The following is a 15,258-nucleotide window of genomic DNA, read 5'->3' on the forward strand; positions in this document are numbered from 1 at the left end:
CTGCCGCGCGGGTGCGAAGGACGATGATGCGCTGCCCCGGGCCCGGACGTAGTCTACAAAGGCGCATGTTAACGCCGTTGTTGCGCGCTGTCGGCACGCACCTGTGGGCCCTGCCCGTGCTGCTGGCCTGTGTTGGCGGGGCACGGGCGGAGGATGGCTATGCGCTGTGGATGCGCTACCAGCCGGTTGCCGCAACGGTCGCTGCCGATTACCGGCGGCAACTGGCCGAAGTGGTGGCCCCGGATCGCACGCCAATGCAGCGCGCCACCCGCGACGAGCTTGCGCGCAGCCTCCCTGGATTGCTGGGAGCGTCGCCGCCAATGCGAACGGCAATCAGTACCGAGCGTGCCCTGGTGCTGGGCACGCCGCAATCTTCGACACTCGTCGCCGCGTACGGCAACGAGATCGCCACGTTGGGCAACGAGGGGTTCCTGATCCGGCGGGTCCGGATCGAGGGGCGCGACGTGCTGCTTGTGGCGGCACGCCAGGATGTCGGCGTGCTGTATGGCATGTTCCATCTGCTGCGGCTGATGCAGCGTGGCACCCCACTGCAGGCGCTGGATGTGCATGAGTCGCCGCAGGTCGCACTGCGTGTGCTCAACCATTGGGACAACCTGAATCGTTACGTCGAGCGTGGCTATGCAGGCAGCTCGCTGTGGGACTGGCAGACGTTGCCGCAGTGGCGTGACCCGCGCTACACCGACTACGCCCGTGCCAACGCCTCGCTCGGCATCAACGGCACCGTCCTCAACAACGTCAATGCCAGTGCGCTGAGCCTGTCGCCGGCCTATCTGGCCAAGGCCGCCGCGCTGGCCGACCTGTTCCGGCCCTATGGCATCCGGGTCTACCTGAGCGCGCGCCTCAGTGCGCCCATCGAGCTTGGCGGCCTGGCAACGGCTGATCCGCTGGATCCGGCTGTGCGGCGCTGGTGGCGCGACAAGGTCGATGAGATCCATGCGCGCATTCCGGATTTTGGGGGTTTCCTGGTCAAGGCGAACTCGGAGGGGCAACCCGGGCCGCAGGATTACGGTCGTTCCCATGCCGACGGCGCCAACCTGCTGGCCGAGGCACTGGCGCCCTACAACGGCGTAGTGATGTGGCGCGCCTTCGTGTACTCGCACCAGGTCCCCGAAGATCGCGCCAAGCAGGCGTACAGCGAGTTTGTCGGGCTGGACGGTGCCTTCCGCCCCAACGTGATCGTGCAGGTGAAGAACGGCCCCATCGACTTCCAGCCGCGCGAGCCGTTCCATCCGCTGTTCGGCGCCATGCCGCGCACGCCGCTGATGATGGAACTGCAGATCACCAAGGAGTACCTGGGTTTTGCGACGCACCTGGTGTACCTGGGAACGCTTTACGAAGAAGTGCTGCAGGCCGACACCCATGCACGCGGCGAGGGCTCCACGGTCGCCCGCGTGGTCGATGGCTCGTTGGAAGGTCATGCACTGACCGGCATCGCCGGCGTTGCGAACATCGGCGTAGACCGCACCTGGAGCGGCTCGCATTTCGACCAGGCCAACTGGTACGCGTTCGGGCGACTGGCATGGAATCCGCAGCAGTCCGCGCGCGGCATTGCCGAGGACTGGGCCGCGCTGACCTTCTCGCCCGACCCGCAGGTGACCGGCCCGATCGTGCGGATGATGATGGACTCGCGCGAGGCGGCAGTGGACTACATGACGCCGCTTGGGTTGCATCACCTCATGGCACGCGGCCATCACTACGGGCCCGGCCCCTGGGTGGACGGCGGCCCGCGTGCGGACTGGACGTCGGTCTACTACCACCGTGCAGACCGCAACGGCATCGGTTTTGACCGCGGCGCAAGCGGAAGCAACGCCGTGGGGCAGTACTTCCCGCCGGTTGCCGGGGTTTATGGCGATCCGGCGCGGGTGCCCGAGTCGCTGCTGCTGTGGTTCCATCACGTGCCGTGGGACCGCCGCATGCGCTCGGGAAGGACGCTGTGGGACGAACTGGTCGGGCGCTATTCGCGGGGTGTGCGCCAGGTGCAGTCGATGCAGGCGACCTGGGCGGGCCTGCGCGATCGGATCGATCCGCAGCGGCACCAGCAGGTGGCGGCGTTCCTGCAGATCCAGCGCGAGGAAGCGCAGTGGTGGCGCGATGCCAGTGTGGCGTACTTCCAGTCAGTCAGCGGCCGACCGCTGCCGGCGGGAGAACGGCCACCGCCACAGCCGTTGTCGTACTACCAGGCGTTGCAGTTTCCTTTCGCACCCGGAGATGGGCGATGAACCGGTTCGGATGGTCCGCGCGCGCGGCGGCGTTGATGGTGCTGGCGTGGCTTGCCGCACCGGTGGCGGCCGGCGAAACGACGGGTTTGCTGCACCCGCTGTTCCAGGACCATGCGGTCCTGCAGCGCGACCGGCCGATCACCGTCTGGGGCCAGGCAAGCCCTGGGCAGGCGGTATCGGCCACCTTCGCGGGCCAGGCGGTGGCCACACAGGCCGATAGGGCAGGCCGCTGGCAGGCCATGTTCCCCGCCATCGCCGCAGGCGGCCCGTACACCCTCGAGGCAACCGCCGGGACCCGGCGTGAGACGGCGCGGGATCTTCTGGTCGGCGACGTCTGGTTGTGCGCGGGGCAGTCGAACATGGAGCTGCCGGTCTGGCGCTCGCTCAACGCAGCCAGCGAGATCGCCTCGGCCACGCTGCCACGGATCCGGCTGTTCAGCGTGCCGAAGGACGCGGCCGTGCAGGCGCAGGAGAGCTTCAAGGGTGACCCTGGATGGACGCGGGCAACGCCCGATTCGGTGCGCGGTTTCTCTGCAGCCTGCTTCTATTTCGCCCGCGAACTGCAGCGCACGGTTACCGTACCGATGGGGCTGATCCAGGCAGCGTGGGGCGGCTCGCGGATCGAGGCCTGGACCAGTACCGATGCCCTGCGCGGGCAAGGTGGCATGGACGAGGCCCTCGATATTCTCGCGCGCTCTGCCCGTGATCCGCTGGAGGCACGCGCAGCCTGGGGCCGCCACTGGCAGCACTGGTGGGAGACGCGCGAAGGGGCGCTGCCGGGCGACGCACCTTGGCGCGCGGATACCGATGACCGCGCATGGTCGCACGCACCGGCCACACTGGGCGCATGGGAGCGGTGGAACGAGCCCGCGCTTGCCGATTACAACGGCATGGTCTGGTATCGCACGCAGGTGGTGCTGAGCGCTGAACAGGCTGCACGCGGCGCGACCCTGGAGCTGGCATCGGCCGACGAGGTGGACGTGACCTGGGTGAACGGGGTCGCCGTCGGCAGCCAGTACGGCGCCGGCCAGAGGCGCTATCCGTTGCCGAGTGGCCTGTTGAAGGCGGGATCCAACAGCATTGCGGTCAACGTGCTGGACACCTACGGCGAAGGCGGCCTGGCCGGCCCCTCAACGGCATACGGCCTGCAGTTCGACAACGGCGAGCGCGTGGCACTGCAGGGCCTCTGGAAATACCGGGTGGCGGCGGGCCAGCAGGCGCCGCCTTTCGCGCCATGGCAGGCCGCCACCGGGCTGTCGACGCTGTACAACGGGATGATCGCACCGCTCGGGGGCTTCGGGCTGCGCGGCATGCTCTGGTATCAAGGTGAATCGAACACCAGCGATGGTGCGGCGTATGCGATGCGGTTGCGTGCGCTGCGCGAGGACTGGCGGCGGCAGTTCGGTGCGCGCACGCCACTGCTGCTGGTGCAGCTGGCCGGCTACGGCCAGCCGCCGGTTGTGCCCGCCGCCAGCGGTTGGGCGCAGGTGCGTGAGGCGCAGCGGCGCGTCGCCGCCGAGGATGCGCGGAGCGGGCTCGCCATTGCCATCGACATCGGCGACGCCTACGACATCCATCCGCCGAACAAGCAGGAGCTCGGGCGCCGCCTGGCGCGCGTGGCGCGCCACGTGGTGTACGGCAAGCAGGACGTGGCGCCGTCGGGTCCGCGAGCGGTAACGGCCGTGCGGACGCCCGCTGGCGTGGCCATTGCGTTCGAGGATGTCGAAGGCGTGCTCACCGCGACCGGCGCGCTGCGTCCGATTGGTTTTGAACTGTGCGGGACCAGGGGTGATACCCGCCACTGCGACTACGGCGACGCCGAACTGGATGGGCGCCGGATCCTGCTGCGCGGCCCGCTGTCGACGCACGCAACGCATGTCCGCTATTGCTGGGCCGATGGCCCGGTGTGCACGCTACGCGACCGCAGCGGGGCACCGGCAGGCCCGTTCGAACTTCCCATTGCCGAAGCCGAGACGCGACGATGATGACGTTGTCCAAGCAGTCCCCTCCGGTCCGCGACAGGGCCGGCCTGAGGTCGATGGCGCGCCACCTGCTGGCGGCGGCACTCCTGCTGTCGGCCGCAACCAGCCCGGCCAGCGCGCCGCCGGACGCACCGCCGGTGTACTTTGACTGGTTCGAATACCGCGGCCACGACGCGGCCTTCGACACGCCGCTGCCGGCCGGCCACTACCGCAATCCGGTGCTGGCCGGCTTCCATGCCGATCCCAGCATCGTGAGCGCGAACGGCCGGTTCTACCTGGTCAATTCCAGCTTCACCTATTTCCCGGGCATTCCGGTGTTCGAGAGTGCCGACCTGGTTCACTGGAAGCAGATCGGCAACGTGATCGACCGCGCCACGCAGCTGGATTTCGACGGGCTGAGCGTCTCGCGCGGCATCTTCGCGCCCACCATCGAATACCACGATGGGGTCTTCTACGTGGTGACCACGGCCACCGACAGTGGCGGCAACTTCATTGCCACCGCGCGCGACCCGGCCGGTCCGTGGTCCGATCCGCACTGGCTGCCCGGCATCGATGGCATCGATCCATCACTGTTCTTCGATGACGACGGCAAGGTGTACCTGGTCAACAACGATGCACCGCCCGGCCCGCCGCGCTACGACGGGCACCGCGCCATCTGGATGCAGCAGATCGATCTGGCTGCCTTCAAGCCGGTCGGGCCGCGCCGGGTGCTGGTCGACGCGGGCGTGGAGCCGGCGAAGAACCCGATCTGGATCGAAGGACCCCACATCTACAAGCGCCAGGGCTGGTATTACCTGTCCGATGCCGAAGGGGGCACCGGGCCGCAGCACTCCCAGGTGGTGCTGCGCAGCCGCGCCGTGTGGGGCCCGTATGACCCCTACGCGGGCAATCCGATCCTGACCCAGCGCGAGCTGCCCGACGACCGACCGCTACCGATCACCAATGCCGGCCATGCCGACCTGGTCGAAGGCCCGGACGGTTCGTGGTGGGCGGTGTTCCTGGCCAGCCGCAACTATCAGACGCGGCACTACAACACCGGGCGCGAGACCTATCTGCTGCCGGTGCGCTGGCAGGACGGCTGGCCACGGATCCTGCCGGCCGACCAGCCCATCCCCTACGTGGTCAAGGCGCCGTCGTGGATGCAGGGCGAGGCATCCCAGGCCCCCTCGACCGGCAACTTCGTCGAGCGCGACAACTTCGATGGACCGAGGCTCGATCGCCAGTGGCTGCGCGTGCGGGTGCCCAAGCACGCCTGGGCCGACCTGGCCACGCGCCCGGGAATGCTGGCCGTGCACCCGCTTGCCGAGGATCTGGACACGCTGCGCAATCCCGCGTTCCTTGGCCGACGCCAGCAGCACCTGCGCTTCGAGGCGAGCGCCGCGATGAGCCGGCCGGGGCCTGGCGTGGCGGCCGGCCTGGCGGCGTTCCAGAGCGAGGCGTACTGGTACTTCCTTGGCGTTCGCAGCCTTCCGGACGAGCGACTTTCGCTCTTCCTGGAAGTTCGTGATGGCGGTGGCAGTACGCGCATCGTGGCGACCCGCGAGGTGCGGGCACCGGACGCGTTGCGCCTGAAGATCGACGGCAACGAGGGCGACTACGCGTTCTCGTTCGATACCGGCGACGGGCAGGGCTGGCAACTGCTTGCAGGCAAGGTGGATGGCACCGTTCTGAGCACGGACCGGGCGGGCGGCTTCGTAGGCGCACTGCTGGGTCCCTTCGCGCGCGATGAGCGCACCGGGAGAAGCAAATGAGGCTGTCGCTGTCGTCCAACGCCCGTCGCCGCACGTTGCGCCGCGGGCTCACTGTGTTCGTTCTGACCTGCATCGCGGCGGCCGCATCCGCAGCCGCGCCGCGGCCCTGGCTGGACGTTTCGGCCAGCTTCGAGCAACGGGCTGCCTCACTCGTCGCGCAGATGACGCTGGAAGAGAAAGCCGCGCAGATGCAGAACGCCGCGCCGGCAATCGAACGCCTGGGTGTGCCCGCCTACGACTGGTGGAATGAGGGACTGCATGGCGTGGCACGGGCAGGGCAGGCCACGGTCTTTCCGCAGGCGATCGGCCTGGCCGCGACCTTCGATGTGCCGTTGATGGGGCAGGTGGCCACGACGATCAGCGATGAGGCCCGCGCAAAGCACCACCAGTTCCTCCGCGAAGGCGCGCACGGCCGTTACCAGGGGCTGACCTTCTGGTCGCCGAACGTCAACATCTTCCGCGACCCGCGCTGGGGCCGCGGACAGGAAACCTATGGCGAGGACCCGTACCTCACCGCGCGCATGGGCGTGGCCTTCGTACGTGGCCTGCAGGGCGACGACCCCGTCTACCGCAAGCTGGACGCCACCGCCAAGCATCTGGCCGTGCACAGCGGGCCGGAGGCCGACCGCCATCACTTCGATGCACGGCCCAGCCGGCGCGACCTGTATGACACCTACCTGCCGGCATTCGAGGCGCTGGTCAAGGAGGGCGACGTCGATGCTGTGATGGGCGCCTACAACCGCGTGTACGGCGAGTCCGCCAGTGCCAGCCGTTTCCTGCTGCGCGATGTGCTGCGACGCGACTGGGGCTTCAAGGGCTACGTGGTCTCGGACTGCTGGGCCATCGTCGACATCTGGAAGCACCACCATATCGTGACCACGCGCGAAGCCGCTGCGGCGCTGGCGGTCAGGAATGGCACCGAGCTGGAATGCGGCCAGGAGTACGCCACGCTTCCGTCGGCCGTGCGTCAGGGTTTGATCAGCGAAGCGGAGATCGACGATGCGGTGACCCGTCTGTTCACCGCACGGATGCGCCTGGGCATGTTCGACCCGCCGGAGCGGGTGCGCTGGGCGCGCATTCCGGCCTCGGTGAACCAGGCCCCGGCACATGATGCGCTGGCGCTCAAGGCCGCGCAGGCGTCGCTGGTGCTGCTGAAGAACGACGGCATCCTGCCGCTGTCACGCGACATCAAGCGCATTGCCGTGGTCGGACCCACTGCCGACGACACCATGGCGCTGCTCGGCAACTACTTCGGCACACCGGCCGCGCCGGTCACGATCCTGCAGGGCATACGCGAGGCGGCCAAGGGCGTCGAGGTTCGCTATGCCCGCGGCGTGGACCTGGTGGAGGGCCGCGACGATCCCGGTGCCACGCCGTTGATCGAGCCGACCTTCCTGCGGCCTTCGGCGGACTCGCCCGAGCGTGGCCTGCGTGGCGAGTACTTCCGCACGCCCGACCTGTCCGGTACGCCGGCCCTGGTGCGTACCGACGCGCAGATCGGCTTCCGCTGGGACCGCGGCTCGCCGACCGACAACCTGCTGGCACGCGGCGAAGCGGCACCGGGGCAGGGGATCCCGAACGACCGCTTCAGCATCCGCTGGAGCGGCCAACTGCTGCCACCCGTGTCCGGCCGCTACCGGCTGGAGGTGGCCGGCGACGATGGCTACCGCCTGTACCTGGACGGGAAGCGCGTGATCGATCACTGGGTGAACACAGATCGCCTGCATGCCGAGGGCATCGAACTGGAGCTGCAGGCCGGGCGTGCCTACGCGATGACGCTGGAGTACTACGACGACGAGCGCGATGCCGGCGTGCGCCTGGGCTGGCGCATGCCCGGCGCCAAGGCGCCGTTCGATGAAGCGCTCGATGCCGCACGCGAAGCCGATGTGGTGGTGTTCGTCGGTGGCCTTACCGGCGATGTCGAAGGCGAGGAAATGACGGTCAACTATCCAGGCTTTGCCGGTGGCGACCGTACCGACCTGCGGTTGCCCGCGCCGCAGCGCACCCTGCTGGAGGCCCTGCACGCTACCGGCAAGCCGGTGGTGATGGTGCTCACCGGCGGCTCGGCCATTGCCGTGGACTGGGCGCAGTCGCATCTGCCGGCGATCCTGATGAGCTGGTACCCCGGGCAGCGCGGCGGCACCGCCGTCGGCCAGGCGCTGTTCGGCGACATCAATCCCGCCGGCCGGTTGCCAGTGACGTTCTACAAGGCCAGCGAAGCGTTGCCGGCATTCGACGACTACGCCATGGAGGGCCGCACCTATCGCTACTTCCGCGGCACGCCACTTTATCCGTTCGGTCACGGCCTGTCGTATACGCGGTTCGACTATGGAACGCTCCGCCTCGATGCAGCCAGGCTCCGGGCCGATGGCCGCCTGGGCGTTGCGGTCGATGTGACCAACGCAGGCACGCGCAGCGGTGACGAAGTGGTGCAGCTGTACGTGCGGCGCGAGCACGCTGGCAGCGGCGATGCCGTGCAGGAGCTGCGTGGCTTCCAGCGGATCCATCTGGCCCCGGGCGAACACCGCACGGTGACGTTCACCCTGGAGGCAGCGCAGGCCCTGCGCCACTATGACGAAGCGCGCGCCGCGTATGAGGTGCGGCCCGGTGCCTACGAGGTCAGGGTGGGGGCGTCCAGTGCCGATGCACGCGCGCAGGGCAGGTTCACGGTGGTGTCCGCGCATGACTGATCGCTCTCGCCGGCATCGATTTCCCTCCGCCCAGATCCCTTTTCCAGGACGTCCGCTGCATGGCAAGCACTGAACACGCGCTATCGGTACGCGAGAAGCTCGGCTCCAGCCTGGGCGATCTCGCCGCCAACCTGATCTTCCAGACCCTGATCACCTACCTGGCGTTCTTCTACACCGACGTCTACCGCCTGCCAGCTGCGACCGCGGCCACGATCATCTTCGTGGTGGGCCTGCTGGGTGCGTTCGTGTTCACGCCGTTGATCGGCATCGCGGCTGACCGGACGACCACCCGTTGGGGCCGCTTCCGGCCGTGGATCCTGTGGACGGCCATTCCTTTTGGCGTACTGTCCCTGCTGGCGTTCAGCACGCCGGACCTGGGCGAGCGCGGAAAGGTGATCTATGCACTGGCCACCTACGCGCTGCTGGTGTGCGTGTACGCAGCGAACAACCTGCCGTACTCGGCGCTGAGCGGCGTGCTGACCGGCAGCATGGCCCAGCGCAACAGCCTTTCGGCCTACCGCTTCGTGGCCGTGATGATCGCGCAGTTCATCATCCAGGTGCTGCTGATGCCGCTGGTGCTGATCCTGGGTGACGGCGACCGGGTGCGCGGCTTCGAGCAGGTCATGACCGCATTCGCCATCATCGGCACGGCGTTCTTCCTGATCACGTTCGCCACCACCCGCGAACGCATCGTGCCGACGCGTGAACAGACCGGCGGCATAGTGCAGGACCTGTCGGACCTGCTGCACAACCGCCCGTGGCAGGTGATGCTGGCCCTGACCGTGCTGGTGTTCATCAACCTGGCATTGAAAGGCGGTACCTACATCTACTACTTCCAGTACTACATGAGTGAAGCGGCGCTGGCCGGCTTCCTTGAAAACTCGGGGTTCAACGGCCTGGTCAGCGCGTTGAATGCTGCGCTGGCCAGCGCCGGCTTCGCGGCGTTCACCTGGCCGAAGGACGCGGCCACCTCGGCGTTCAGCCTGTTCAACGCGTGCGGCATCCTCTGCATGATCCTGGGTATCGGCGCATCGCGACGGTTGGCGGACCGCTTCGGCAAGCGCGACGTCTTCGGTGGCGCCCTATTTGTCTCGACCCTGTTCCTGCTTGCCTTCTACCTGTTTCCACCCACGGCGGTGGCGGTGGCGTTCGGCGCCTTCATGCTGCATGGCTTCTGCTACGGCATCACCATCCCGTTGCTGTGGGCGATGATCGCCGACGTCGCGGACTACTCGGAGTGGAAGAACCATCGGCGGGCAACCGCGATCATCTTCTCGGCGATGCTGTGCGGGCTGAAGATCGGCCTCAGCGTGGGCGGCGCGCTGGTCGCCGCGATCCTCGCCCACTACGGCTACCAGGCCGGCCTGGCGCAGCAGCCTGAGGCCGTGGTGCAGGGCATCCGCCTGACCGTAAGCGTCTACTGCTCCCTTCCTTTCCTGCTCGCCGTGGCGCTGCTGGTCTTCTACAGGATCGACAAGCGCACCGAAACCCGCATCGAGCAGGACCTCCACCTGCGTCGCCGTTCCGCCGACGCCTCCGTGTAACTCCAAGATGACGACCATGATCGACCTCTCTGCCGGCGAAGACGGCCAGGCCAGCGAAGCCCGTCTTGCGCAGCTCACCGCGCACGCCATTTCGCAACCGCTGGTGACCCACATCTATACCGCCGACCCTTCGGCGCATGTGTTCGAGGGGCGCCTGTACATCTATCCGTCGCACGACATCGACGGCGGCCAGCCATTCGACGACGAAGGTGGCCACTTCGGCATGCAGGATTATCATGTGCTGAAGATGGATACGCCCGACGGCACGGCCGTCGATTGCGGCATGGCGTTGCATGTGCGCGATGTGCCCTGGGCCCGGAAACAGATGTGGGCCCCCGATGCCGCCTGCCGTGATGGCCGCTACTACCTCTACTTCCCGGCCAAGGATGCCGAGGGCCGGTTCCGCATCGGCGTGGCGATCGGTACGCGGCCGGAGGGCCCGTTCGTGCCCCAGCCGGAGCCGATCAAGGGTGCGTACTCGATCGACCCGGCCGTGTTCGAAGACGAGGATGGCAGCCACTACCTGTACTTCGGCGGCATATGGGGCGGGCAGCTGCAGAAGTATCGTGACAACCAGTACAGCGAGGCCCACGAGGAGCCCGAGGGCAGCGCACCGGCGCTGGGCCCGCGCGTGGGCCGCCTGGATGCCGGCATGACCGAGCTGGCCGAACCCACCCGCGAAGTGCAGATCCTGGATGAGCATGGCCAGCCGCTGCGCGCGGACGACCATGCGCGCCGCTTCTTCGAAGGTCCGTGGCTGCACAGGTACCAGGGTCGCTACTACCTGTCGTACTCCACTGGCAACACCCACCAGCTGTGCTACGCCATCGGCGACAGCCCGTATGGACCGTTCACCTACGCTGGCGTGATCCTCACCCCCGTGGTCGGTTGGACCACCCACCACTCCATCTGCCAGTTCGAAGGACAGTGGTACCTGTTCTATCACGATGCACTGATGTCCGGCGGCATCACCCACCTGCGCTCGGCCAAGTGCACGCCGCTGCACATGGAGCCGGACGGAAGCATCCGCACGATCAACCCGTATGGGGCCTGAGCGGATGCTGCCGGTGGATGATGCGCTGGCTCCGCTGCCAGCCGGCGAGCTGCACTGGCTGAGGTGCGGCGAACTGGAGGTTGCGTTCGCCGCAGGGGCGGGCGGGCGCGTGGCGCACCTGCGCTACCAGGGCGTGGAATGGCTGGTGGATGCGCAGCAGGCAGGCCCGGCGGCGATCGCGTGGGGCTGCTACCCGATGGTGCCGTGGGCCGGGCGCATCCGCCGTGGACAGTTCCATTTTGACGGCAGGCCGCATCGGCTGCCGCTCAACTTCGACGGGCACGCCATCCATGGGGTGGGTTTCTCGCGACCCTGGCGGATCGACCGCTTGGACGCGGCGGCAGCCCGGTTGTCGCTGGAGCTGCCGAGCGACGGCTACTGGCCTTTCGGTGGCGCTGCCGTGCTGGACCTGCAGTTGCAGGCTCACAGCCTGCAGATGGACCTCTCGGTCCAGGCCGGCGGCCAGGCGATGCCGGCGGTGCTGGGCTGGCACCCCTGGTTCCGGAAGCCGGAACGACTGCTGTTCAGTCCTCGCTCGATGTATCCGCGGGACAGGGAAGGTATTGCCACGCTGCCCCGCGTGGAGCCCACCACCGGCCCCTGGGATGACTGCTTCATCGCCGACGGTGACGTCACGCTGATACGCGAAGGCCAGCACCTGCGGCTGAGGTCGGACCACGACCACTGGGTGGTCTACGATGGTTCGCCGCACGCCACCTGTGTCGAACCGCAGAGCGGCCCGCCAGATGGCTACACCCTGGCACCGCACCGGCTGGAGCCCGGCCAGCGCCTCGCGTTGACATTCGAACTGGCGTGGGCGGCGGACAGCACCTGAAACCCCGGCCAGGGCAGGCGATCACCCGGGTGCCGGGCGGTCGGTACGCCGCCTGGACCGGCCGTGGACCCGGTGCCTGACACGGGCGGCGCCCCAGGACCACCTGACATTTCCTACAGGTTCCAGTCGATCCGCATGCCCGCGATCAGCGCATCCGGCAGGTCGTGCTGGCGTGCGGGCTCATTGAACTGGTCGGGGTGCACGATGTAGTGCAGGTTCGGTGCAACACGAAGCTGCGGGGTGAGCTGGATGCCATAGCTCAGCTCCATCATCACCTGGCTCCCGTGCGGGGTGCCGCTGCCACCGGCTGCGGCGCGGGCGAGGCGCAGGTCTTCCAGCGCGATGCTGCTGTACTTCTGCTGGGTCACGACGAAAGCGATGCTGTCCTGCGGCCGCCGGGCGAACGTGCCTTTCTGCACCAGCCCGGCCTGCAGGAAATGATCCTCGATCAACTGGCCGGAGGTGCCCGTGAGCGCCGCACCGAAAAGGGTCAGGCCGCGGCCGGCACCATCACTGGTGAGTTGCTGCTCGAAGCGGGCGAACGCACCGGAGCGACCGTGACGCGTCGCGTACTCCTGGCCACTGAGCAGCGCGGGAATGCCGTTGGCATCGCGCAGCGGATCGCGATAGGTCGAGTTGTCCTGCCAACCACCGAGTTCGTAGCGGGCTTTCAGTCGTGCCGAAGCAGGGCTGCGCCAGCCGATCGTGTAGGGCACGATCCAGCCGGTGGCCTGGTTCGTATTCCACTTCAGGCCATGCTGGCCATCCTCAGCCTGGCTGGGATCAACCTGGTAGGCGCCGACGCGGACATAGACATCGGGCGTCACCCAGGCCGTGGCATCGGCCATCCAGCTCGATACCGGCCACCAGGTGAAACTGCTGGTGCGGAATACGTAGGTCGGGTTGCCACAGGCCGAGTTGCCCTGGAAGTACTGGCACAGGTCCGAACCCAGGTGGTGGATGTTGGCGACGCTGCGCCCTGCTTCCAGTACCAACCGGTCGTTGAACAGCTTCTGTTCGAGGGTCAGGTTGGCCAGGCGCGTGCCCTGGCCGCCGTAGATTTCCTGCACCGAGGTGCTGTTGCCTGTACTGCTGTTGGCGAGATTGGTGCCATGGCGGTTGATGCCGTAGGCCTTGACCGTCGCACCTCGCCAGCCAAACGCCGCGTCCAGGTCCACGTCGGCACCGAACATCAGCTGGCCGGCATAGGCCGTGCCGCTGCGCTTGCCACCGTCGAGCGTGGCGGCCGCTTCGCCGGTGTAGGCGAGCTTCGGAGCGAAGACGTCGCTCGCGTCGGCGGCTGCGGCCAGTGATGGCAGGGCCAGCAGGATCACTGTCGGCAGCAGGCGGCGGGAAGGGGAGGTCATGGGCGGGTTCCTTTTACAGGGTGGGAGCCGTGACCGGCTTCTTGAGCACGCGCAGCGCGACCGCGGTGACGGCCACGCCGGCCACGAGTGCAAGCAGGTAGATGCCAAGATGGGTGACTGCGTTCGGGATCGGCAGCACGAACACGCCGCCATGCGGCACCTTCAGTTCGACGCCTGCGGCCATCGAGATCGCACCGGCCACGGCAGAACCAAGGATCAGCGCCGGAATGGTGCGCAGCGGATCACGCGCGGCATAGGGGATCGCGCCTTCGGTCACGAAACTGAGGCCAAGCACGCCAGCGGCACCGGCCGTGCCACGCTCCTCGGCAGTGAAGCGGTTGCTGAACAGCCATGTCGCCAGTGCGATACCCAGCGGCGGCGTCATGCCGCCGATCATCGTCGCCGCCATCGGCGTGTAGACCTGGCTGGAAATCAATGCGGTGGAGAAGGCGTAGGACGCCTTGTTGACGGGTCCGCCCATGTCCACCGCCATCATGCCGCCCAGCAGCAGGCCAAGCAGGATCGCGCTGCTGCCTTGCATGCCGCGCAGCCAGTCGGTCAGCCAGGCCAGCAGCCCAGCCACCGGCGTACCGATTACATACATCATCAACAGGCCGACCAGCAGCGTGCCCAGCACCGGCAGGATCAGCACCGGCTTGAGGCCTTCCAGGCTGCGCGGCAGGCGCAGCGCACGGTTGATCCAATGCACGCCGTAGCCGGCGATGAAACCGGCCAGGATGCCGCCGATGAAGCCCGCATCCATGTTGACTGCCACCAATCCCCCGATCATGCCCGGGGCGATGCCCGGGCGATCGGCGATGGAGTAGGCGATGTAGCCGGCCAGTGCCGGCACCATCAGCATGAAGCCGGACTTGGCGCCGATCTGGAACAGCGACCAGGCCAGCGTGCCCTTGTGTGCATCGTCGAAGGCATAGATGCCGCCGAGCGCGAACGCCAGTGCGATCAGCAGGCCGCCGGCAGTGACGAACGGCAGCATGAACGACACGCCGGTCATCAGGTGCTTGTAGGGGCCGGCGACCCTGGCCTTCTCGGTGGTGCGACCTGAAGCCACCGTGCCGGTCTGCACGCCAGCCTCGGCCAGCGCCTTGCGGATCAGGTTCTGGCCGTCATTGATCGCCGGCTTGGTGCCGCTCTTGAACAGGCGTTTGCCAGCAAAGCGCGACAGATCGACTTCGCGGTCGGCGGCGATCAGCACCAGGTCGGCGGCAGCGATTTCGCCGTCGCTCAACGCATCCTGCGCGCCGACCGAGCCCTGGGTTTCCACCCGGATCGCGTGGCCCAGTGCCTTGGCCGCCTGCTGCAGGCCTTCGGCCGCCATGAACGTGTGGGCGATGCCGGTCGGGCAGGAGGTGACGGCGACGATGCGCTTGCCCGCGTCATCCCTGGAAGGGGGTGCCGATGCTGCGGCGAGCTGCGCCAGCACGGCGAGCGGGTCGTCCAGCACTTCACCGAGGCCGGCGCGCACGATCTGGGCATTGCCGAAGCGGGCGCTGTCCGCCTCGCCGTCACCCACCAGCAGCAGCTGCGTTGCGGCGGCAGCCTGCGCGTCGGGCAATGCCCCGGTCACGCCCTGATCGCTGCGGATTTCGATCGCCAATTCGACCCTTTGCTGGCGTGCGGCGCGGCGCAGCGCTTCGGCGGCAAGAACGGCCTCGATGCTGCGTTCGCCAGCGGCGATGACTACGGTGGAAGCTTGCATGGCAACTCCTGGAATTGTTCGGGTTCGTCCTTGCAGCAGGGGCCATCGGTGGCCCAAGGCCAGCCGCAGCCCCCT

The 15,258-nt window shown here is 67.8% G+C and carries 9 protein-coding genes; 7 read left to right on the plus strand and 2 right to left on the minus strand.

Annotated elements, in window-relative coordinates:
- Positions 1 to 80 precede the first annotated feature (80 nt).
- The 7 genes from J3A72_RS13040 to J3A72_RS13070 are packed head-to-tail and all read left to right on the plus strand — an operon-like array spanning position 81 to position 12,096.
- Complete coding sequence (locus J3A72_RS13040; protein WP_075077008.1) at positions 81 to 2,240, plus strand: alpha-glucuronidase family glycosyl hydrolase; 2,160 nt, start codon at positions 81 to 83, stop codon at positions 2,238 to 2,240.
- The gene (locus tag J3A72_RS13045) at positions 2,237 to 4,225 is read left to right on the plus strand and encodes a sialate O-acetylesterase (RefSeq protein WP_014647203.1); all 1,989 of its coding nucleotides are present in this window, start codon (positions 2,237 to 2,239) and stop codon (positions 4,223 to 4,225) included. Before J3A72_RS13040 ends, J3A72_RS13045 begins: the two co-directional genes overlap by 4 nt.
- A gap of 53 nt (positions 4,226 to 4,278) precedes the next feature.
- Positions 4,279 to 5,973 (plus strand): glycoside hydrolase family 43 protein, encoded by a 1,695-nt coding sequence (locus J3A72_RS13050; protein WP_075076925.1) that lies wholly within the window; start codon positions 4,279 to 4,281, stop codon positions 5,971 to 5,973.
- Positions 5,970 to 8,663: a glycoside hydrolase family 3 protein gene (locus J3A72_RS13055; RefSeq protein ID WP_080469299.1), complete on the plus strand. Its 2,694-nt coding sequence runs from the start codon at positions 5,970 to 5,972 to the stop codon at positions 8,661 to 8,663. Before J3A72_RS13050 ends, J3A72_RS13055 begins: the two co-directional genes overlap by 4 nt.
- Before the next feature lie 59 nt (positions 8,664 to 8,722).
- Positions 8,723 to 10,207, plus strand: a complete 1,485-nt coding sequence (locus J3A72_RS13060) for an MFS transporter (RefSeq protein ID WP_075076924.1) — start codon at positions 8,723 to 8,725, stop codon at positions 10,205 to 10,207.
- Between the two features lie 16 nt (positions 10,208 to 10,223).
- Entirely contained in the window at positions 10,224 to 11,261 is a 1,038-nt protein-coding gene (locus tag J3A72_RS13065) for a glycoside hydrolase family 43 protein (RefSeq protein WP_075076923.1), read from the plus strand.
- 4 nt (positions 11,262 to 11,265) lie between these two features.
- Complete coding sequence (locus J3A72_RS13070; protein WP_230374610.1) at positions 11,266 to 12,096, plus strand: aldose epimerase; 831 nt, start codon at positions 11,266 to 11,268, stop codon at positions 12,094 to 12,096.
- A 113-nt stretch (positions 12,097 to 12,209) separates the two neighbouring features.
- Here J3A72_RS13070 and J3A72_RS13075 read toward each other — a convergent pair whose 3' ends face one another.
- Together J3A72_RS13075 and J3A72_RS13080 are read right to left on the minus strand one after the other, a co-directional pair.
- Positions 12,210 to 13,463: a carbohydrate porin gene (locus J3A72_RS13075; protein ID WP_075076921.1), complete on the minus strand. Its 1,254-nt coding sequence runs from the start codon at positions 13,461 to 13,463 to the stop codon at positions 12,210 to 12,212.
- 13 nt (positions 13,464 to 13,476) lie between these two features.
- Positions 13,477 to 15,183 (minus strand): fructose-specific PTS transporter subunit EIIC, encoded by a 1,707-nt coding sequence (locus tag J3A72_RS13080; RefSeq protein ID WP_075076920.1) that lies wholly within the window; start codon positions 15,181 to 15,183, stop codon positions 13,477 to 13,479.
- Positions 15,184 to 15,258: the final 75 nt, after the last annotated feature.

Source organism: Stenotrophomonas sp. PvP093, from assembly GCF_017876915.1.
Taxonomy (GTDB): Bacteria; Pseudomonadota; Gammaproteobacteria; order Xanthomonadales; family Xanthomonadaceae; genus Stenotrophomonas; species Stenotrophomonas muris.